This is a genomic window from Pseudomonas sp. AP42 (assembly GCF_001728935.1).
In the GTDB taxonomy this organism is placed as follows: Bacteria; Pseudomonadota; Gammaproteobacteria; order Pseudomonadales; family Pseudomonadaceae; genus Aquipseudomonas; species Aquipseudomonas lactis.
Genome location: NZ_LYSO01000009.1, coordinates 93,928 through 113,691, shown reverse-complemented (window position 1 = coordinate 113,691; position 19,764 = coordinate 93,928). Strand labels below are relative to the sequence as shown.

Below are 19,764 nucleotides of genomic sequence, written 5' to 3'. Positions count from 1 at the left end.
GGCCGTTACCGCAGGAATGGATATGTACACAATCCAACTGTGTCGACTGTCAGGTCGCTATCGCAGGCAAGCCAGCTCCCACATTTGGATCGCGGGGCGTCAGTTAGAACAGCGTCGGCTATCCGGTCGTCACGGGAGCAAGCTCTCTCGCCGCAGGTCCAGCGTCGCACCAAAGTTGTGTAGATACCTATGCCGCGATAAGGGTGCGTTAGCGAATTGTCTGACCGGCAGTGGCCAAAAAAAGGCGAATGAATGGGTTTTTTCCTAACGCGGGTCTTCGAGCCGGTTTTTTATAGTCGTGCCAATGGCAGATGAGCTGGTCACACAGTAAGGATTTGAATGTCAGTAGTCGACTACAGAGGTGCGTATGGCCGTCGTGACGGATGAAGCGACGACGTCCCTGGTTTTCGCGCGTTGGACCTTGCATGGCGACGGCCGATTGACGGGCGTGGAGGCGGATATTCAGTTGCCTCCCAAGGAGGGGCACGTGCTGCGGTTGCTGCTGGCCTCCGGTGGCGCGCTGATGACCAAGGACCGTTTGCTGGAGCTGGCCTGGCCTCGGGGTGAAGTGGCCGAAGAGTCACTCACGCGGTGTATCTATTCCCTGCGCAAGCACTTGAGGGCCGACAAAGGCTTTATCAAGACGATTTATGGCAAGGGCTATCGCTTTACCTGCCCGGTGCGCACAGGTGATCAACCCAGGGCAGTGGCACACGTGTGCGCCGTCTGTGGTCAGGCCAGCAATGTCCAGGGTTAAGGCATGGGGCAAAGGCCTGATGCTCGGGGTATTGATGGGCAGCAGCCAGGCCTGGGCCTTTTGCTGGGAAGAGGCGGCCAGCCGCTACGACCTTGAGCCGGAGTTGCTGCAAGCTATCGCCTCGGTCGAATCGGGTTACCGGGCCCAAGCGATGAACTACACCAACCGCAATGGCACGCGGGATATCGGCTTGATGCAAATCAACAGCATCCACTTGCCGCGCTTGCTCAAGCAGGGCATTACCGAAGAACGGCTGTTGAGCGAGCCTTGCCTGTCGGTGGAAGTAGGCGCCTCGATTCTTGCCGAATTCATCCAGCGGTTTGGCTACAACTGGACGGCGGTGGGAGCTTACAACGTGGGGCCGGGGCCCGGGCCACAGCGTGAGGCATTGCGTCTGCGCTACGCCGAAAGGATCTGGGTGCGTTATGAGGCGTTGACGGCGCAACGTCAATGAGATCAGGTGGCACGCCTCGCATGCAGGCCGCCACCCTGGCTATAATCACCGCCACCTTTTGTCGCCATCCGAGTCTAGCCCGCCCATGTATACCCTGGCCCGCCAGCTGTTGTTCAAACTCTCCCCGGAAACCTCCCACGATCTGTCCCTGGACCTGATCGGTGCCGGTGGCCGCCTGGGGCTCAATGGCCTGGTATGCAAGGCACCGGCGAAAGTGCCGGTGTCGGTGATGGGGCTGAACTTCCCCAACCCGGTCGGGCTGGCAGCCGGTCTGGACAAGAACGGCGCGGCCATCGACGGTTTTGCGCAGTTGGGTTTCGGCTTTGTCGAAATCGGCACCGTGACGCCGCGGCCGCAACCGGGCAACCCCAAGCCGCGCATTTTCCGCCTGCCGGAAGCGGAGGCGATCATCAATCGCATGGGCTTTAACAACCTCGGGGTCGACCATCTGCTATCGCGGGTTCAGGCGGCGAAGTACACCGGCATCCTCGGTATCAACATCGGCAAGAACTTCGACACGCCGGTGGAGCGTGCGGTGGATGACTACCTGATTTGCCTGGACAAGGTCTACGCCCACGCCAGCTATGTCACCGTCAACGTCAGCTCGCCCAACACCCCGGGCCTGCGCAGCCTGCAATTTGGTGATTCCCTCAAGCAACTGCTCGAAGCCTTGCGCCAGCGCCAGGAAGACTTGGCCGTGCGTCATGGCAAGCGTGTGCCGCTGGCTATCAAGATAGCGCCGGACATGAGCGATGAAGAAACCATACTGGTGGCCCAGGCCCTGGTGGATTCAGGGATGGATGCGGTGATTGCGACCAACACCACCCTCAGCCGCGTGGGCGTCGAAGGCCTGGCTCATGGTGACGAGGCGGGCGGCCTGTCGGGCGCGCCGGTGCGTGACAAGAGCACCCATATCGTCAAGGTGCTGGCAGCCGAGTTGGCCGGGCGTTTGCCGATCATCGCGGTGGGCGGTATCACCGAAGGCAAACACGCGGCTGAGAAGATCGCGGCCGGCGCCAGCCTGGTGCAGTTGTACTCCGGCTTTATCTACAAGGGGCCGGCGCTGATTCGCCAGTCGGTGGACGCCATCGCTGCCTTGCGCTGAGCAGGCAATAAAAAGGGCTCCATGAAGGAGCCCCTGGGCCGAAGCCCGCCGCCCGGATGGGGCGCGCGTGGTTAAGTCGTTACAGATTCAAAGATGTGTGTGTCGCAATTAAATCCCCTGATTAGCCGACGGCGTGAAGTTCGTTGAGTCTGTGGATGCCCGCAGTGCCAGTCATACCGTCCCAGTTGTCGCCGCGTCCTTCTCGCCAGCCGTTGATCCAGGCTTGGCGTACCGACGGTAGAGTAAATGGGCAAAGCTCACGGGATTTTCCATGAACGCCATATTGATATCCGCGTAAAAATGCTCTTTCCAACGGATCACGCTTAAGTCTTCTCATAGGGTGTTTCCCTCACTTGTTGACTGTCTAGATATCCTTCGGCCTTGTCCAAGGCCGGGCAGAGTTTTTCTGCCGTTGGTGGGCTCGCTGCCGGCGTGGCGAGCCGATGTGTTGGCACCGTTACGGCGCCAACCTGTGTTGAGTTCTAACCAATAGGTCACATGTATTCAATGATCGTTTTGTCATAAGCACGTAACGATAACGATGCTATAGCCATAAGCTGCGCTGGTTATTCGCCCCTTTTATAGGGCAAAGCCAGCTATGATGTGCCCTGCAAAGAGGAAAGGTTTAATTCCTTAGTGAGAATGCCCGCCTGTTGCAGTCGGTTATTATTCGACGAAGGGTCGGAATATTTCTTTTTGTTGCGCAACATTCTTCTTCTGCCTCGCCAATAAAGGCTCAAGAGCCCGCCAGACGGGGTGGAACGGCACATTCGTGCCACGCGAGCACTCTTCGAGAAAAGTGCTTGATTGAAAACCGAACCGGCGATGCGTCGCCTGTTCACTTATTGCTGAAAAGCCTGGAATGCCCCATGTCGGACCGTTTTGAACTCTTCCTCACCTGCCCCAAGGGCCTCGAAGGCCTGCTGATCGAGGAAGCCGTCGGGCTTGGCCTTGAGGAAGCCCGCGAGCACACCTCGGCCGTGCGCGGCATGGCCGACATGGAAACCGCCTACCGCTTGTGCCTCTGGTCGCGCCTGGCCAACCGTGTGTTGCTGGTGCTCAAGCGCTTCCCGATGAAGGACGCCGAGGATCTTTACCACGGCGTGCTGGACATCGAATGGGCTGACCACATGGTCCCCGACGGTACCCTCGCGGTGGAGTTCAGCGGCCATGGCTCGGGCATCGACAACACCCACTTCGGCGCGCTGAAGGTCAAGGATGCGATCGTCGACAAACTGCGCACCCCGACCGGCGAACGTCCGTCCATCGACAAGATCAACCCTGACCTGCGCATTCACCTGCGCCTGGACCGTGGCGAAGCCATCCTGTCCCTGGACCTTTCCGGCCACAGCCTGCACCAGCGCGGCTACCGCCTGCAGCAGGGCGCGGCACCCCTGAAGGAAAACCTGGCGGCGGCGATCCTGATCCGCGCCGGTTGGCCGCGTATTGCAGCCGAAGGCGGCGCACTCACAGACCCGATGTGCGGTGTGGGTACCTTTCTGGTCGAGGGCGCGATGATTGCCGCCGACATGGCCCCCAACCTCAACCGTGAACTCTGGGGGTTCACTACCTGGCTGGGCCACGTCCCGGCGCTGTGGAAAAAACTGCACGCAGAAGCCACTGAGCGTGCCGCCATCGGCATGAACAAGCCGCCGTTGTGGGTACGTGGCTATGAAGCCGACCCACGCCTGATCCAGCCTGCGCGCAATAACATCGAGCGCGCCGGGCTGAGTCATTGGATCAAGGTGTACCAGGGCGAAGTCGGCACGTTCGAGCCGCGCCCGGACCAGAACCAGAAAGGCCTGGTCATCTGCAACCCGCCTTACGGCGAGCGCCTGGGTGATGAAGCCAGCCTGTTGTACCTCTACCAGAACCTCGGCGAGCGTCTGCGCCAGGCCTGCATGGGCTGGGAGGCGGCGGTGTTTACCGGCGCGCCAGACCTGGGCAAGCGCATGGGGATCCGTAGCCACAAACAGTATTCGTTCTGGAACGGCGCATTGCCGTGCAAGTTGCTGCTGATCAAGGTCAACCCGGATCAGTTCGTCACTGGCGAGCGCCGCACCCCTGAGCAGCGCCAGGCCGAACGTGAGCAAGCGGCTTACGACCAGGCCCCGAGCGAGCCGGCAGAGCGTCAGTACAACAAGAACGGCAACCCGATCAAACCCGCCCCGGCCCCCGTGGTGGAGCAGGCGCGCTTGAGCGAAGGCGGGCAGATGTTTGCCAACCGCCTGCAGAAGAACCTCAAGCTGTTGGGCAAATGGGCCAAGCGCGAAGGCGTGGATTGCTACCGTGTGTATGACGCCGACATGCCTGAGTACTCCATGGCCATCGACCTGTACCACGATTGGGTGCACGTGCAGGAATACGCCGCGCCTAAATCCATCGACCCTGAAAAAGCCTCGGCCCGCATGTTCGATGCCCTGGCGGCCATTCCCCAGGCATTGAACGTCGACAAGAGCCGTGTGGTGGTCAAGCGTCGTGAGCGTCAGAGCGGCACCAAGCAATACGAGCGTCAGAGCGCCCAAGGTAAATTCACCGAGGTCAGCGAAGGCGGTGTGAAGTTGCTGGTCAACCTCACCGATTACCTGGACACCGGCCTGTTCCTCGACCATCGCCCGATGCGCATGCGCATTCAGAAGGAAGCGGCGGGCAAGCGTTTCCTCAATCTGTATTGCTACACCGCCACCGCCAGTGTGCATGCTGCCAAGGGCGGCGCGCGCAGCACCACCAGCGTCGACCTGTCCAAGACCTACCTGGACTGGGCGCGTCGCAACTTCTCCCTCAACGGCTTTTCCGACAAGAACCGCCTGGAACAGGGTGACGTGATGGCGTGGCTGGAAGCGAGCCGCGATGAATTCGACATGATCTTCATCGACCCGCCGACCTTCTCCAACTCCAAGCGCATGGAAGGCATCTTCGACGTGCAGCGTGACCATGTGCAGTTGCTCGACCTGGCCATGGCGCGCCTGGCGCCGGGTGGCGTGTTGTACTTCTCCAACAACTTCCGCAAGTTCCAGCTGGAAGACAACCTCAGCGAACGCTATGCGGTCGAGGAAATCAGCGACAAGACCATCGACCCGGATTTTGCGCGCAATGCCAAGATCCACCGCGCCTGGAAAATCACCGCACGCTGATTTTCCCCTGTAGGAGCGAGCTTGCTCGCGAAGATCGTCAACGGTAACGCGGATATCCTGGATGAACGCGGTGCCTGTGAGTTTTTCGCGAGCAAGCTCGCTCCTACGGTAAGCCTCTGGGGCGAGAGAGCTTGCTCCCTCGCCCCAATAAGCCTGTTGACGGTTTTGCACTGGTCAAACCCCTGACCGATGGCTATAACTTAAGCCCTAGCCAAAGTGACACCCCCGCACACTGGCGCTGTGAGTGTTGCCTATGCCGATGCAAGTCGTTCGCCCGAAAATCCTTGGTTTTATCAGTGAGCAGGCATCGGCTTGGCTGGTGGCATTGGTGGTGTTATTAATCGGTAGCGCGCTGACGGTGGTTGTCGCGTGGGCGGCATCCGACTTATATCAGCAACAGGTGCGCCAGCGGTTCCAGTTGCTGGTCAACGAGCGCTACACCCGCATTCAGGAACGTTTCGAAGACCAGGAGCAACGCCTGGGCAGCTTGCAGCGCTTTTTCGTCAATTCCGGCGAGGTGTCTCGCGCCGAGTTCGACGGTTTCGCCAAACCGCTGTTGTTGCATGCCCGTGCTTATGCCTGGGCTCCACGGATATTTCGCACGCAGCGCAGCCTGTTTGAGCAGGACATTTCTCGCCAGCGCGGCATTCCTTTCAGTATCCGCGAACTGAATACTGCAGGTGAGTTGGCGCCAGCGGCCGAACGCGATGAATACGTACCGGTGCTGTACAGCCAGACACAAAGTCTGCTGGGCTCGCCGCTGGGCTTTGATCTGCTGGCCCAACCCCTGCGTCGCTCAGCCCTGGAGCGTGCGCAACAAAGCGGCCAGTTGGCGGTGTCGCAACCCATGCAACTGGTGGGGGTGGAACCCGCTTATGCGGCAGGCGTGTTGTTGGTGGCGCCCGTGAGCAAGCTCGCAGGTGTCGAGCCCTACGGCTATGTGATGGCGGTGATCAGCATGCGTCAGCTGGTAGCCGAGGGGTTGCCCAGGCCCAACCGGGACAACCTGGTGATGCAGATCGTAGACACTTCCGACACCCAGCAACGGGTGTTGTATGCCTCCAGCAACACCTTGGGCAGCAGCGGCTTGACGGCTGCGCGCCGCCTCACCCTGGGCGACCATGTCTATGCCCTGAGCCTGAGCGCCAGCGAAGTGTTCGACAGGGCCAACCATTCTTCGATGCACGCCATTCTGGCGATGGGCGTGTTGCTCAGCGCCTTGCTCAGTGCGCTGCTTTACATGCTGGTGAGCCAGCGCCAGCGCGCACTGAAACTGGTGGAGCAACGCACCGTGCAATTGCGTGCCCGTGAGCAGGAGTTGCGTGGCGCCCATGGGCAACTGCGCAGTGTGCTGAATGCGGCGACTCAAGTGGCGATCATTGCCACGGACCTGCGCGGCGTGATCAACACCTTCAATGCCGGTGCCGAACAGATGCTGGGCTTTACGGCCGAGGAGGTGCTGGGGCATATGACCTTGGACCGTCTGCACGTAGCCATGGAACTCGACGCCCGCGCTGAGCCGTTGAGCAGGGCGCTGGGCAAGCGCATCCCCGCGAGCCAGGCGATGCTGGTGGAGAGCCCGGACAGTCAACATGAAGGACGTGAGTGGACGCTGGTGCGCAAGGACGGCAGCCAACTGACGGTCAACATGTTGCCGACCGTGCTCTTGGATGACCATGGCCTGTGGGTCGGGCACCTGGCGATTTACCTGGATGTCACCGAGCAAAAGCGCGCCTATGAGGCCCTTGCCGTACGCGACCGCCTGCTGAAAAAACTCAGCGCCCATGTGCCGGGTGGGATCTTCCAGTTCACCCTGGAACCCCAGGACACCTGGCGTTTCATCTATGCCAGCGAAGGCATGCGCGATATCTATGAAATCGAGTTGGGCGTGCTGCAGCAGGATGGGAGCAGTGTCCTGGAGCGCATTCATCCTTTGGACCTGGAGCGCGTGCGTGCGTCGATACGCCTTTCTGCGTTGCAACTGAGCCATTGGCGTGAAGAGTACCGCGTGCAATTACCCCAACGAGGCCTGCGCTGGATTCGCGGCGAAGCGACGCCGGAAGAGTTGCCGGGAGGCGGTACGCTTTGGCACGGTTATGTCTCGGATATTTCGGATCTCAAACGGGTCGAGGAAGAACTGCGTGCGCTGTCCATCACCGACTCTCTGACAGGGATCTATAACCGCCGCTATTTCCAGGATCGCCTCAAGGGCGAAATGCTCCGGCTCAACCGTATGTCTGGCGCGCTGTCGTTGATCATGCTCGATATCGACCACTTCAAGCGCATCAACGATCAGCACGGCCATGCCGTGGGCGACGGCGTGCTGCAGGAGTTGTGCAAGCGTATCGGCCAACGCTTGCGCCGCACCGATGTATTTTGCCGGATCGGCGGGGAAGAGTTTGTGGTGCTGTGCCCCAACACCGATGGCGCCCAGGCCTACAGCCTGGCGATGCAGTTGTGGCAGTCGCTGCGCGATGCGGCGATGGAACCGGTGGGGGTGGTTACCGCCAGTTTTGGCGTGGCCAGTTGGCGAGTCGATGAAGGTATCGATGGGTTGCTGCTGCGCGCGGATTCGGCGGTGTACGTGGCCAAGCAGGCGGGCAGGGATCGGGTCGAGGAAGCCCTTATGCCCGTAGGAGCGAGCTTGCTCGCGAAAAAACCATAGACGCCGCGTTTATTCAGTAAGCACACGCTATCGTTGACGTTTTTCGCGAGCAAGCTCGCTCCTACAGGGCAATGTTAGGCTTTAGAGGACCGGCGCGGCGGCAACGGCCTTCGGCTGGCGATACAGGTCCAGCAGCACCTGATCCAACACCGACGAGGCTCCCCAAGGCTTGGGGTCGTTGAGAATCGCCACCACCGCCCAGGTATTGCCATTGTTGTCGCGGCTGTAGCCGGCGATGGCGCGTACGGTGTTCAAGGTGCCGGTCTTCACATGGGCTTCGCCGCGCAGGGCGGTGGTTTTCAGGCGTTTACGCATGGTGCCGTCGGTGCCGGCGATCGGCATCGAGCTGATGTACTCCGCCGCATAAGGGCTTTTCCACGCGGCTTGCAGCATGGCCGCCATCTCGCGGGCGCTGACCCGTTCGGCGCGGGACAGGCCGGAGCCGTTTTCCATCACCAGGTGCGGCGCGGTGATGCCTTTTTTGGCCAGCCACTGGCGCACGACACGTTGCGCGGCCTTGGCATCGTCGCCATCGGCATCGTTGCGAAACTGTGCACCCAGGCTCAGGAACAACTGCTGGGCCATGGTGTTGTTACTGTATTTGTTGATGTCACGGATGATCTCCGCCAGGTCCGGTGAGAAGGCGCGAGCCAGGACTTTTGCATCCTTGGGCACCGGTGCCTGGATATCACGGCCCTGGATGGTGCCGCCCAACTCCTTCCAGATCGCCCGCACGGCGCCTGCGGTGTAGGTGGCGTGGTCGAGCAGCGACAGGTAGGTCTGCGAGCTGCAGCCATCACCCAGTTGGCCGCTGACGGTCACGGTCACGCTGCCGTCGGCGGCGGTCACCGGGCTGTAGCGCACGTCACCGGTGCACTGTTTGGCGTTGGTGACTTTCACCTGATTGTCGATGCGGATGCTGGCAATCGGCGGTTCGACCGATACGATCACCCGTCCTGAATCATTGCGGGTCACGAAGCGCAGGGCCTTGAGGTTGACAAGCAAGGCGTCGGGCTTGACCAGGAACGGCTTGTTTTCGTCGTTGCCGTCGTCATTGAACTCGGGCAATTGCGGCTGGTTGAAGAAGTTACGGTCCAGCACCAGGTCGCCGGTGACTTGCTGCACGCCATTGGCGCGCAGGTCGCGCATCAGCAGCCAGAGTTTTTCCATGTTCAGCTTGGGATCGCCACCGCCCTTGAGGTACAGGTTGCCGCGCAACACGCCGCCGCTGAGGGTGCCATCGGTGTAGAACTCGGTCTTCCACTGATGGTTGGGGCCGAGCATTTCCAGGGCCGCGTAAGTGGTGACCAGCTTCATGGTGGAGGCCGGGTTCACCGAGACGTCGGCGTTGAAAACCGTAGGGGTACCAGGGCCGTTCAGGGGCAGCATCACCAGGGACAGCGCGGTATTTTGCAGCTTGGCCTTCTGCAAGGCCTGGGCAACGCTGGGTGGCAGGGTGTTATTGACGGGAGCGGCGCAAACGGAAAAGGCCAGGGGCAAGACAACACTGGCAAGTAACACTGAACGCAAAGATTTGATCATAAGAAATAAAACCCTACTGCTGAGGAGGGTGAAAAAGGCGAGGGGTATGGAAGAAAATCCCTCAGTGGTCACGAAAGTGTCGGCATTATGCCCCAAGCTGGCGCCACGTGTAGCTGAACGATAGCTGCTAATCGTGGTTTTTTTGCGCGCATTTGCCCGTCGGTCCCAGAGAGTCGGGCAATTGCCGCCTTAAACTGCTAAAGTGCCGCCCGTTAATACTTATGAGGATTGTTCCAATGGCGACTAACCGTTCCCAGCGTCTGCGCAAAAAACTGTGCGTTGATGAATTTCAAGAGCTGGGTTTCGAACTGAACCTGGACTTCAACGAAGGCCTGAGTGAAGAAGCTATCGACGCTTTCCTCGAAGCATTCATCAAAGAAGCCATGGAAGCCAATGGCCTGGGCTATGTGGGCGGCGATGACTACGGTCTGGTTTGCCTGCAGAAGCGTGGCTCGGTCTCCGAAGAGCAGCGTGCTGCGGTCGAAGCCTGGCTGAAAACCCGTTCCGAGCTGACCAAGGCTGAAGTCAGCCCGTTGCTGGACGTGTGGTATCCAGAAAAGCCGATCAACGCGGCTAAGTGATACTGAAAAAAACGGCGACCTGAGGGTCGCCGTTTTTTTATGCCTTGCGCCAATTCAGAATCAGCAGCGTCAACACCCCCGCCACAATCCCCCAGAACGCCGACCCGATGGAAAACAACGTCAAGCCTGACGCGGTGACCATAAAGGTGATCAGCGCCGCTTCCCGTTCCTTCGGCTCATTCATGGCGATGCTCAAGCCATTGATGATCGAGCCAAACAACGCCAACGCCGCAATCGACAGCACCAACTCCTTGGGCAGCGCCGCGAACAACGCCGCCAAGGTCGCGCCGAATACCCCGGCAATCCCGTAGAACACTCCACACCACACCGCGGCGGTGTAGCGCTTGTTGCGGTCTTCATGGGCGTGCGGCCCGGTGCAGATCGCGGCGCTGATCGCCGCCAGGTTGATGCCGTGGGAGCCGAACGGTGCCAGCACCAACGAGGCCAGGCCGGTGGTGGTGATCAACGGCGAAGCCGGCACGGTGTAACCGTCGGCCCGCAGCACCGCAACGCCGGGCATGTTCTGCGAGGTCATGGCCACCACGAACAGCGGGATGCCGATGCTGATGGTCGCCGCCAGCGAGAAGTGTGGCGTGGTCCACACGGGCGTCGCCACTTCCAGATGAAAGCCGCTGAAGTCCAGCAGCCCCATCAGCCCTGACAAAGCGGTGCCGATGAGCAAGGCGGCCAGCACGGCATAACGCGGCGACAGGCGCTTGATGATCAGGTAGGTGAAAAACATCCCCAGCACCAGCCCGGTACGGTGCTGGGCGGCGACGAAAATTTCGCTGCCGATCTTGAACAGAATCCCCGCCAGCAGCGCCGCCGCCAGTGAGGCCGGAATCCGCTTGACCAGCTTCTCAAAGCTGCCGGTCAACCCGCAGAGCGTCACCAGTACCGCGCAAGTGATGTAGGCACCGATGGCCTCGCCATAGCTCACGCCGCCCAGGCTGGTGATCAGCAGCGCCGCGCCAGGGGTGGACCAGGCGATGGTGATGGGGGTGCGATAACGCAGGGACAGGCCGATGCTGCACACCGCCATGCCGATGGAAATCGCCCAGATCCACGAAGAAATCTGCGCCGTGGTCAAACCGGCGGCCTGGCCGGCCTGGAACATCAGCACCAGGGAGCTGGTGTAGCCGGTCATCATGGCGATAAAGCCGGCGACGACGGCCGACGCAGAAGTGTCGGCCAGTGGGCGCAAGGGCGCTTGGGTGGCGTCGGTCATGGAGAGGTGTTCCTTTTTACCTGACTCCGCACGCTGTAGGAGCGAGCTTGCTCGCGAAAATCGCCGACGATAACGCGGGCAATCAGATTAAACGCGGCGCCCTTGGGTTCTTCGCGAGCAAGCTCGCTCCTACAGTGGGATGTCGTTCATGGGAAATCGTGGAATCAAGCCTAAACTCAAACGTAACGAGTCATTGCAATACAGCCGTGGCCGCAAACAGCCGTACAGTGTGTTGGCGCAATGGGTTGTGTACAATGTGCGCTGTTTTTAGGTGATACTTGCCAGCGACACGCTGTTGCCGTATTACCGTTAATTCGCCGTTCTCAAACCCGAGTGCCCATGAACGAACAGTTGCAACCTCTCAAGAAACAACCGCGAGCCGGCAAGGCCGGTCGCAGCGGAACCCAGGACGATATCGTCTATGCGCATATCTTCGAGGCGATCCTTGAACAACGCCTGGCGCCCGGAACCAAATTGAGTGAAGAGGCACTGGGCGAGATCTTCGGCGTGAGCCGCACCATCATTCGCCGCGCGCTGTCGCGCCTGGCCCATGAAAGCGTGGTACTGCTGCGGCCCAATCGCGGTGCGGTGGTTGCCAGCCCAAGCGTCGAAGAAGCGCGCCAGGTGTTCATGGCCCGGCGCCTGGTGGAGCGGGCGATCACGGAGTTGGCGGTGCAGCACGCCACGGCCGAGCAGTTGGCCGAGTTGCGCCAGATGGTCAACGACGAGCGCGACAGCTTTTCGCGCGGTGATCGCGGCGCCGGTATCCGTCTCTCCGGCGAATTCCACTTGAAGCTGGCCGAAGCCGCGAAGAACGCGCCGCTGATCAGCTTCCAGCGCAGCCTAGTGTCGCAGACGTCATTGATCATCGCCCAGTACGAAAGCGGCAACCGCTCGCACTGTTCCTACGATGAACACACCCAGTTGATCGACGCGATCGAAGCACGGGATGCGACGTTGGCGGTGAACTTGATGATGCATCACATGGATCACATCGACAGCAAGCTCAACCTCGATGAAGAGAGTGCGTCGGATGATTTGCATGCGGTGTTTTCGCATTTGTTGCAGACCAAGAAGCCAGGGCGTTCTTCAGTAAAACTCTAGTTTCCCTGGCTCACTGAGAACAAAATTGTGGGAGCGGGCTTGCTCGCGAATGCGGTGGATCAGTCAATATACCTAGAGACTGACACTGCGCATTCGCGAGCAAGCCCGCTCCCACATTTGTTTCGATGGTGTATCCGAAATCAGCGCTGGTGCACGAGCTGCCCGGCTGCATAGGTTTGCAGCACCGTCCGGTCATCCCCCAACGTCATCAGCACAAACAACGTCTCGGCAATGTTATTGGCCTGTTTCAGGCGATAGCTCAGCAGTGGCGTGGCGTTGTAATCCAACACTAGGAAGTCCGCATCGGTGCCCGGCTGCAAGGTGCCGATCCTGTCTTCCAGGCGCAGCGCCCGTGCGCCGCCCAGGGTTGCCAGGTACAGCGACTTGAACGGGCTCAAGCGCGCACCTTGCAACTGCATGACCTTGTACGCTTCGTTCAGGGTTTGCAGCAGCGAGAAGCTGGTGCCGCCACCCACGTCGGTGCCCAGGCCCACGTTCAAGTTGTGTTTCTCGGCCATCGGCAGGTTGAACAACCCACTACCGAGGAAGAAGTTCGAAGTCGGGCAGAACGCCACCGCCGAGCCAGTCTCTGCCAGCCGTGCGCATTCGTCATCACACAGGTGTACGCCGTGGGCAAACACCGAGCGCTCGCCGAGCAGCTTGTAATGGTCGTAGACATCCAGGTAGCCGTTGCGCTCCGGGAACAGCTCGTTTACCCACTCGATTTCCTGCTTGTTTTCGCTGATGTGGGTCTGCATGTACAAATCCGGGTACTCGCCCAGCAGCTGCCCGGCCAGCGTCAGTTGCTCCGGCGTGCTGGTAGGCGCGAAGCGTGGCGTCACCGCGTAATGCAGGCGGCCCTTACCGTGCCAGCGTTCGATCAGCGCCTTGCTTTCCTGGTAGCCGGATTCGGCGGTGTCGGTCAGGTAGTCCGGTGCGTTGCGGTCCATCATCACCTTGCCGGCGATCATGCGCAGGTCGAGTTTCTCGGCCGCTTCAAAGAATGCATTCACCGATTGCGGGTGCACGCTGCCGAACACCAGCGCCGTGGTGGTGCCGTTGCGCAGCAGTTCCTTGATGAAGATGTTGGCGACTTCTTCAGCGTGAGCCTGGTCGGCAAACTGGCTTTCACAGGGGAAGGTGTAGGTGTTGAGCCAGTCCAGCAGTTGCTCGCCATAGGCGCCGACCATCCCGGTTTGCGGCAGGTGAATATGGGTGTCGATCAAACCAGGGGTGATCAACGCATCCTGGTAATGGGTGATGTCGATATCGGCGGGCAGGCTCGGCAGCAGGTCGCTGGCGTGGCCAAGGGCGCTGATCTGGCCGTTATCGATCACCAGCAGGCCGTCCTCGAAATATTCGTAGGAGGCATCGATCCCAACAACGGCAGGGTCGGCGATGCTGTGCAGGATGGCGGCACGGTAGGCTTTGCGAGTCAAAGGCATGATCGTCTCAACTTAGATAGCGTGGCTGCGGCGCGAAGCCGGCAGCAGTTTGGCAATAGGTTCGGCGCCGGCAAGGTGCTGGCCGAAATTGGCGTTATAGGTGGCGATGATTTCGCCGGCGATGGAGATGGCGATCTCCACCGGTAGCTTGCCCTTGACCTCGGGGAGGCCCATGGGGCAACGCATGCGCTGTAACTGCGTGGCATCAAAGCCACGGTCACGCAGGCGGTGTTCGAATTTGACCCGCTTGGTTTTCGAGCCGATCAGGCCGAAGTAGGCGAAGTCGTTGCGCTTGAGCAGGGCGGCGGTCAGTTCCAGGTCCAGCGCGTGGTTGTGGGTCATGACGATGCAGTAACTGCCTGCTGGCAAGTCGGCAATTTCGTCGACCGGCTCTTCGCTGACGATTTTACGCACGCCTTGGGGGATGTGCTGTGGGAATTCCTGCTCGCGGGAATCGATCCAGTGCACCCGGCAGGGCAGGCTTGCCAGCAATGGCACCAACGCACGGCCGACATGGCCGGCGCCAAATACAGCGATGTGCGCCTGCGCCTGGCCCATGGGCTCGAACAGCAGCACGGTCACGCCGCCGCAGCATTGGCCCAGGCTGGCGCCGAGGCTGAAGCGCTCCAGGTGAGTGTTCTGCTGGCCGCGCACCAACATGTCCCGGGCGATCTGCATCGCCTTGTATTCCAGGTGCCCGCCGCCGATAGTGTCGAAGGCCTGCGCGGCGCTGATGACCATCTTGGAACCGGCGTTGCGCGGGGTGGAGCCGAGTTCTTCGATGATGGTGACGAGCACGCAGGGTTCGCCCTGGTTTTGCAAGGTGGCGAGGGCGCTGATCCAGTTGTCCATGTCTACCTCAACATTTCTGCTGTTAGTTCGGCCGCCTTCGCGAGCAAGCCCGCTCCCACATGGGAATGCATTTCAAGTGTGGGAGCGGGCTTGCTCGCGAAGGCGGCGCCTGGGTCTAGAGCGAAGCCATCTCGGTGTCAGCCTCGACAGCTTTCGCCACCTGTAACTGCCGCATCTGCTCACACCCCCACAACACCCGCTCGGGCGTCGCTGGCGCATCAATGTGGGGCTGATGGCGATAATCACCGAGGCTCGCCACCGCATCCTTGATCGCACACCACGACGCAATGCCGAGCATGAACGGCGGCTCACCCACGGCCTTGGAATGGAACACTGTGTCTTCCGGGTTCTTGCGGTTCTCTACCAGCTTCACCCGCAGGTCCAGCGGCATGTCGGCCACCGCCGGGATCTTGTAGCTGGCCGGGCCGTTGGTCATCAGCTTGCCCTTGTTGTTCCACACCAGCTCTTCCATGGTCAGCCAGCCCATGCCCTGAATGAAGCCGCCTTCGACCTGGCCGATGTCGATGGCCGGGTTCAGCGAGGCGCCCACATCGTGCAGGATGTCGGTGCGCAGCATTTTGTATTCGCCGGTCAGGGTGTCGACGATCACTTCGCAGCAGGCCGCGCCGAACGCGTAGTAGTAGAACGGCCGCCCGCGTGACTGGCTGCGGTCGTAGAAGATTTTCGGGGTCTTGTAGAAACCTGTGCTGGAGAGCGACACCTGGGCGAAATACGCCTGCTGGATCAACGCTTCGAAGCTGAGGATCTGCTCGCGCACGCGCACATGGCCGTTGCGAAACTCCACGTCCGCCTCGCTCACGTCGTACTTGCGCGCCGCAAATTCCACCAGGCGCTGCTTGATGGTTTCGGCCGCATTCTGTGCGGCCTTGCCGTTCAGGTCGGCGCCGCTGGAGGCCGCGGTGGGCGAGGTGTTAGGCACCTTGTCGGTGTTGGTGGCGGTGATCTGGACGCGGTCGATGTCGACCTGGAATACCTCGGCCACGACTTGCGCGACCTTGGTATTCAAGCCCTGGCCCATCTCGGTGCCGCCGTGGTTCAGGTGGATGCTGCCGTCGGTGTAGATATGGATCAGTGCGCCAGCCTGGTTGAGGAAGCTGGCAGTGAAGGAAATACCGAATTTCACCGGGGTCAGCGCCAAGCCCTTTTTCAGGATCGGGCTGTGGGCGTTGTACAGGCGGATCGCTTCGCGGCGCTCGGCATATTGGCTGCTGGCTTCCAACTCGGCGGTCATTTCTTCGAGCATGTTGTGCTCGACGGTCTGGTAGTAGTGGGTAACGTTGCGCTCGGTCTTGCCGTAGTAGTTGGCCTTGCGCACGGCCAGCGGGTCTTGGCCCAGATGGCGCGCGATGGCGTCCATCACCTCTTCGATGGCGACCATGCCCTGGGGGCCGCCGAAGCCGCGATAGGCGGTGTTGGAGGCGGTGTTGGTCTTGCAGCGATGGCCGTTGACCGTGGCGTCGCCCAGGTAATAGGAGTTGTCGGCGTGGAACATGGCGCGGTCGACAATCGAGTTGGACAGGTCCGGCGAACAGCCGCAGTTACCCGCCAGCTCCAGGTTGATGCCGTGCAGGCGGCCGTTGTCGTCAAAGCCCACGTCGTATTCGATATAGAAGGGGTGGCGCTTGCCGGTCATCAGCATGTCTTCGACCCGTGGCAGGCGCATCTTGGTCGGCTGGCCAGTGAGGCGCGCCACCACGGCGCACAGGCACGCCGGGCTGGCGGCCTGGGTTTCCTTGCCGCCAAAGCCACCGCCCATGCGGCGCATGTCCACCACAATCTTGTTCATCGACACATCCAGCACCTCCGCCACCAGCTTCTGCACTTCGGTGGGGTTTTGCGTGGAGCAATAGACGATCATGCCGCCATCTTCGGTGGGCATCACCGAAGAAATCTGGGTTTCCAGATAGAAGTGTTCCTGGCCACCGATATGCAAGGTGCCCTGAATACGGTGCTTGGCACTTGCCAGCGCAGCGGCCGAATCGCCGCGCTGGTGGGTGTGGCTGTCGAGCACGAAGTGCTTGTTGCGAAACGCCTCGACCACATCCAGCACTGGCTCCAGGTCTTCATATTCGATCACCGCCGCCATCGCCGCCTTGCGCGCGGTTTCCAGGTCACGGGCCGCTACCGCCAGGACCACCTGGCCGACGAACTGCACGGTGTCGATGGCCAGCAGCGGGTCGCCGGGCATCAGCGGGCCGATGTCTTTCAGGCCTGGCACGTCTTCGTGGGTGATGACTATGCGTACGCCGTCGAAGGCATAGCAGGGCGCGGTGTCGATGCTGATGATGCGGGCGTGGGCACGGTCGGACATGCGCGCATACAGGTGCAACTGGTTGGGGAATTCCAAGCGGTCGTCGATGTACTGCGCTTCACCGCTGACGTGCTTGGCGGCGCTGTCATGCTTGACGCTGCGACCGACCCCGGTGGTGAGGTCCTGGGCAAACAGTGCGGCAAGTTCGGCCTGGGTTTTTACCACGGCGTGATGGTTAGACATAAGCGGTCACCCGAGTCTCGATGTGCGGCGTTTGCAGTTCGATGAAGTATTTGCGCAGCAGGTTTTGCGCGCTGAGCAGGCGGTATTCCTTGCTGGCGCGAAAGTCCGACAGTGGGGTGAAGTCCTGTGCCAGGGCGGCGCAGGCTTTCTCGACCGTGGCCAAGTTCCAGATGGCGCCCAACAACGCGGCCTCGCAATTTTTTGCGCGTTTTGGTGTGGCGGCCATGCCTCCGAAGGCAACGCGAGCCTCGCTGATCACACCGTTGTCGATCTTCAGGTTGAACGCTGCGCACACGGCGGAAATATCGTCGTCCAGACGCTTGGACACCTTGTAGGCCCGAAACAGCGTGTGGCCCTTGGGCACGATGATGGTCTCGATGAACTCACTGTCCTGGCGGGCGGTGACGCGGTAGTCGATGAAGTAGTCTTCCAGCGCCAGGGTACGGCGGGTGTTGCCCTTGCACAGTACGATCTGTGCGCCCAGGGCAATCAGCAGCGGCGGCGAATCACCAATGGGCGAAGCGTTGCCGATATTGCCGCCCAGGGTGCCCTGGTTGCGAATTTGCAGGGAGGCGAAGCGGTGCAGCAGTTCGCCGAAGTCCGGGTATTCGTGGTGCAGCGCGGCGTAGCAGTCGGAGAGGGCGGTGGCTGCGCCGATTTCCAGGCGGTCGTCGAACTGCTCGATGCGTTTCATGGCTTCAATGTTGCCCACGTAGATCATCACCGGCAGGGTGCGGTGGAACTGGGTGACTTCCAGCGCCAGGTCAGTGCCACCGGCCAGCAGGCGGGCCTGCGGGTAGGCGTCATAGAGGTCGGCCAGGTCGGCGACGGTCAACGGCACCAGGCAGCGCTTGTCACCGCTGTTGAGTTCACCGGTCTGGGTCGGCGCGATGGCTTTAAGGCGTGCGATGGTTTCAGCCTGGCGGCTGTCGAACTGATCCTGGGGCTTGTTGCAGCAGGCCTGTTCGGCGGCGGCGAGGATCGGGCGATAACCGGTGCAGCGACACAGGTTGCCGGCCAGGGCTTCATGGGCTTTCTGGCTGTCGGGGGCGTCGCTGTTTTTTTGCAGGGCAAACAGCGACATCACAAAACCTGGGGTGCAAAAGCCGCACTGCGAACCGTGGCACTCGACCATGGCCTGTTGCACGCTGTGCAGTTGGCCCTGGTGCTTGAGGTCTTCGACGCTGATCAGTTGTTTGCCGTGCAGTGACGACACGAACGTCAGGCAGGAATTGAGGCTGCGATAACGAATCTGCTCGGCGCCGTGCTCGTCGGTGTGCAGCTCGCCGACCACCACGGTGCACGCGCCACAGTCGCCGCTGGCGCAGCCTTCCTTGGTACCGGGTTTGCCCACATGCTCGCGCAGATAATTGAGCACGGTCAGGTTGGGGTCCAGGGCGTGCTCGCTACGGAGTTCCTGGTTAAGTAAAAACTGGATCACGGAAGGCCTCGCAGACTCATTATTGTTGTTAACCGCTTTGCGCCGAATCTAGTCATGTCTGACTTTTCGGTCAATGGTTTTCTGACCTAAGGGTCAAGAAAATGCGGTCGCAACACGTTCAATTATGGTCCAGTCTTCTGGAACCGGCGTTTTTGGCGGCTTACAGGCTTTCAACGTTGCTTATTTCATGCCAAATTCGCCACGGTGGGCGTAGCGCCATCAGCGGGCCAATGCGCTACACTGCGGCGCTTGTACCGATAGCAGATTTTGAAGGGAAAACATGACGTTCAAGGCGCCGGACAGTCTCGCCGAGCAAATTGCTCACCACCTCGCCGAACGTATCATTCGCGGCGATCTCAAGCCTGGGGAGCGGATCCAGGAACAGAAGGTCACGCTGGCGCTCAACGTCAGCCGTGGTTCCGTGCGCGAAGCCTTGCTGATCCTTGAGCGCCGCCATCTGATTGCGATCCTGCCGCGCCGTGGCGCCCACGTCACCGAACTCACCGCGCACAAGGTGCAGAGCCTGTGTACGTTGATGGGCGAGATGTACATCCTGCTCGGCAATGCGGTTGCCGAAGGCTGGCAGACCCAGGCCGACATGGCGCCGTTCCTGCAGATCCAGCAACGCCTGCAACTGAGCCTGGAGCGCGAGGACATCCGCGCCTTCGTCGAAGAAAGCTTCAACGTGATGCGCGCTGCGTACCCCTTCGCCAACAACCCGTATTTGCAGGAAACTGTCGAAAACCTGCAACCGGCGATGAACCGTGCTTATTACCTGGCCCTGGATCAGCGCAAGGCGTCCATGAGCGAGTTCCAGGCGCTGTTCGCGCAATTGCTCGCTGCGGTGCTTGCCCGTGACCTGGTGCAGATTCGCCTGGTGCTCACAGCCTATTGCCAGCGCAGCAGTTCGCTGGTCATCGCAGCCTTGGCGGACGCCTAAG

At 60.7% G+C, this 19,764-nt stretch carries 15 protein-coding genes; 8 read left to right on the top strand and 7 right to left on the bottom strand.

Annotated features, from left to right (window positions below; genetic code table 11):
* The first annotated feature begins 367 nt into the window (after window positions 1-367).
* From A7K61_RS05780 to A7K61_RS05770, 3 genes are all read left to right on the top strand, one after another.
* A complete protein-coding gene (locus A7K61_RS05780) occupies window positions 368-757 on the top strand; it encodes a winged helix-turn-helix domain-containing protein (protein ID WP_069557140.1) in 390 nt (129 codons plus the stop codon).
* Complete coding sequence (locus A7K61_RS05775; RefSeq protein WP_044275092.1) at window positions 744-1,211, top strand: transglycosylase SLT domain-containing protein; 468 nt, start codon at window positions 744-746, stop codon at window positions 1,209-1,211. The genes A7K61_RS05780 and A7K61_RS05775 overlap by 14 nt, the downstream gene beginning before the upstream one ends.
* Window positions 1,212-1,296: 85 nt before the next feature.
* Window positions 1,297-2,316 (top strand): quinone-dependent dihydroorotate dehydrogenase, encoded by a 1,020-nt coding sequence (locus A7K61_RS05770; protein WP_069557139.1) that lies wholly within the window; start codon window positions 1,297-1,299, stop codon window positions 2,314-2,316.
* Window positions 2,317-2,437: 121 nt separating this feature from the next.
* On the opposite strand, the gene rmf is transcribed toward A7K61_RS05770, so the two are convergent.
* Window positions 2,438-2,653, bottom strand: coding sequence for a ribosome modulation factor (gene rmf / locus A7K61_RS30995; RefSeq protein WP_002553055.1), 216 nt, complete (start codon window positions 2,651-2,653; stop codon window positions 2,438-2,440).
* A 532-nt stretch (window positions 2,654-3,185) separates the two neighbouring features.
* On the opposite strand from rmf, the gene rlmKL reads away from it, so the two are divergent.
* On the top strand, window positions 3,186-5,450 hold the full coding sequence (rlmKL, locus tag A7K61_RS05765) for a bifunctional 23S rRNA (guanine(2069)-N(7))-methyltransferase RlmK/23S rRNA (guanine(2445)-N(2))-methyltransferase RlmL (RefSeq protein ID WP_034128371.1): 2,265 nt from the start codon (window positions 3,186-3,188) through the stop codon (window positions 5,448-5,450).
* 253 nt (window positions 5,451-5,703) lie between these two features.
* Window positions 5,704-8,115, top strand: a complete 2,412-nt coding sequence (locus tag A7K61_RS05760) for a GGDEF domain-containing protein (RefSeq protein ID WP_069557138.1) — start codon at window positions 5,704-5,706, stop codon at window positions 8,113-8,115.
* Window positions 8,116-8,196: 81 nt separating this feature from the next.
* Here the strand turns inward: A7K61_RS05760 and dacB are convergent, their stop codons facing one another.
* The gene (dacB, locus tag A7K61_RS05755) at window positions 8,197-9,657 is read right to left on the bottom strand and encodes a D-alanyl-D-alanine carboxypeptidase/D-alanyl-D-alanine-endopeptidase (RefSeq protein ID WP_003193256.1); all 1,461 of its coding nucleotides are present in this window, start codon (window positions 9,655-9,657) and stop codon (window positions 8,197-8,199) included.
* Between the two features lie 236 nt (window positions 9,658-9,893).
* Here dacB and A7K61_RS05750 point away from each other — a divergent pair, with 236 nt between their 5' ends.
* Window positions 9,894-10,238, top strand: a complete 345-nt coding sequence (locus A7K61_RS05750; protein ID WP_003193255.1) for a YggL family protein — start codon at window positions 9,894-9,896, stop codon at window positions 10,236-10,238.
* Window positions 10,239-10,275: 37 nt separating this feature from the next.
* Here A7K61_RS05750 and A7K61_RS05745 read toward each other — a convergent pair whose 3' ends face one another.
* Window positions 10,276-11,466 carry a benzoate/H(+) symporter BenE family transporter gene (locus tag A7K61_RS05745; protein WP_019820510.1) on the bottom strand — a complete coding sequence of 397 codons (1,191 nt, stop codon included), beginning with the start codon at window positions 11,464-11,466 and terminating at the stop codon, window positions 10,276-10,278.
* A gap of 339 nt (window positions 11,467-11,805) precedes the next feature.
* Here A7K61_RS05745 and A7K61_RS05740 point away from each other — a divergent pair, with 339 nt between their 5' ends.
* Window positions 11,806-12,570, top strand: coding sequence for a GntR family transcriptional regulator (locus A7K61_RS05740; RefSeq protein WP_014719469.1), 765 nt, complete (start codon window positions 11,806-11,808; stop codon window positions 12,568-12,570).
* A 140-nt stretch (window positions 12,571-12,710) separates the two neighbouring features.
* Here the strand turns inward: A7K61_RS05740 and guaD are convergent, their stop codons facing one another.
* The 4 genes from guaD to xdhA form a co-directional block, all read right to left on the bottom strand.
* The gene (guaD, locus tag A7K61_RS05735; RefSeq protein WP_069557137.1) at window positions 12,711-14,015 is read right to left on the bottom strand and encodes a guanine deaminase; all 1,305 of its coding nucleotides are present in this window, start codon (window positions 14,013-14,015) and stop codon (window positions 12,711-12,713) included.
* Between the two features lie 12 nt (window positions 14,016-14,027).
* Entirely contained in the window at window positions 14,028-14,867 is an 840-nt protein-coding gene (gene xdhC / locus A7K61_RS05730) for a xanthine dehydrogenase accessory protein XdhC (RefSeq protein ID WP_069557136.1), read from the bottom strand.
* Between the two features lie 115 nt (window positions 14,868-14,982).
* Entirely contained in the window at window positions 14,983-17,382 is a 2,400-nt protein-coding gene (gene xdhB, locus A7K61_RS05725; RefSeq protein WP_047711560.1) for a xanthine dehydrogenase molybdopterin binding subunit, read from the bottom strand.
* The gene (gene xdhA / locus A7K61_RS05720) at window positions 17,375-18,823 is read right to left on the bottom strand and encodes a xanthine dehydrogenase small subunit (RefSeq protein ID WP_069557135.1); all 1,449 of its coding nucleotides are present in this window, start codon (window positions 18,821-18,823) and stop codon (window positions 17,375-17,377) included. Before xdhA ends, xdhB begins: the two co-directional genes overlap by 8 nt.
* Before the next feature lie 280 nt (window positions 18,824-19,103).
* Between xdhA and A7K61_RS05715 the strand changes: the two genes are divergently transcribed.
* Window positions 19,104-19,763, top strand: a complete 660-nt coding sequence (locus A7K61_RS05715; protein WP_044275079.1) for a GntR family transcriptional regulator — start codon at window positions 19,104-19,106, stop codon at window positions 19,761-19,763.
* The last annotated feature ends 1 nt before the right edge of the window (window position 19,764 follow it).

Coding starts and splice junctions, on each gene's coding strand:
- A7K61_RS05780 (WP_069557140.1), top strand. CDS start 368: ATGGCCGTCGTGACGGATGAAGCGACGACGTCCCTGGTTTTCGCGCGT.
- A7K61_RS05775 (WP_044275092.1), top strand. CDS start 744: ATGTCCAGGGTTAAGGCATGGGGCAAAGGCCTGATGCTCGGGGTATTG.
- A7K61_RS05770 (WP_069557139.1), top strand. CDS start 1,297: ATGTATACCCTGGCCCGCCAGCTGTTGTTCAAACTCTCCCCGGAAACC.
- rmf (WP_002553055.1), bottom strand. CDS start 2,653: ATGAGAAGACTTAAGCGTGATCCGTTGGAAAGAGCATTTTTACGCGGA.
- rlmKL (WP_034128371.1), top strand. CDS start 3,186: ATGTCGGACCGTTTTGAACTCTTCCTCACCTGCCCCAAGGGCCTCGAA.
- A7K61_RS05760 (WP_069557138.1), top strand. CDS start 5,704: ATGCCGATGCAAGTCGTTCGCCCGAAAATCCTTGGTTTTATCAGTGAG.
- dacB (WP_003193256.1), bottom strand. CDS start 9,657: ATGATCAAATCTTTGCGTTCAGTGTTACTTGCCAGTGTTGTCTTGCCC.
- A7K61_RS05750 (WP_003193255.1), top strand. CDS start 9,894: ATGGCGACTAACCGTTCCCAGCGTCTGCGCAAAAAACTGTGCGTTGAT.
- A7K61_RS05745 (WP_019820510.1), bottom strand. CDS start 11,466: ATGACCGACGCCACCCAAGCGCCCTTGCGCCCACTGGCCGACACTTCT.
- A7K61_RS05740 (WP_014719469.1), top strand. CDS start 11,806: ATGAACGAACAGTTGCAACCTCTCAAGAAACAACCGCGAGCCGGCAAG.
- guaD (WP_069557137.1), bottom strand. CDS start 14,015: ATGCCTTTGACTCGCAAAGCCTACCGTGCCGCCATCCTGCACAGCATC.
- xdhC (WP_069557136.1), bottom strand. CDS start 14,867: ATGGACAACTGGATCAGCGCCCTCGCCACCTTGCAAAACCAGGGCGAA.
- xdhB (WP_047711560.1), bottom strand. CDS start 17,382: ATGTCTAACCATCACGCCGTGGTAAAAACCCAGGCCGAACTTGCCGCA.
- A7K61_RS05715 (WP_044275079.1), top strand. CDS start 19,104: ATGACGTTCAAGGCGCCGGACAGTCTCGCCGAGCAAATTGCTCACCAC.